The organism is Bacillus pretiosus (assembly GCF_051294775.1).
Taxonomy (GTDB): domain Bacteria; phylum Bacillota; class Bacilli; order Bacillales; family Bacillaceae_G; genus Bacillus_A; species Bacillus_A wiedmannii.
On sequence record NZ_JBPPHF010000421.1, the window covers coordinates 1 to 289 of the forward strand.

The following is a 289-nucleotide window of genomic DNA, read 5'->3' on the forward strand; positions in this document are numbered from 1 at the left end:
AGTTTTCTTCCATTTGCTTTTGTTCCATTGACACAAAGTTCACCTACTTTTCCATTTAAATAGGGATTACGCCCTATCTATTTCACAATCTACCGTGCCGTTCGTTACATGAATTGTTTTCGCTTCTTTTAATGTTTCGTGTTCAATTCCGTCGACACTCGTCGTTGTCACAAATGGTTGCACTTTTCCTTGAATTGTATTTAACAGATGCGATTGACGATAATCATCTAATTCTGATAATACATCATCCAATAAAAGAATCGGATATTCCTTAACTTCTGAGTAAATC

At 35.3% G+C, this 289-nt stretch carries 1 pseudogene; it reads right to left on the reverse strand.

Annotated features, from left to right (window positions below):
- Positions 1–66 precede the first annotated feature (66 nt).
- A pseudogene (locus ACSG5Z_RS31545) lies at positions 67–289 on the reverse strand (DNA replication/repair protein RecF); the annotation flags it as partial.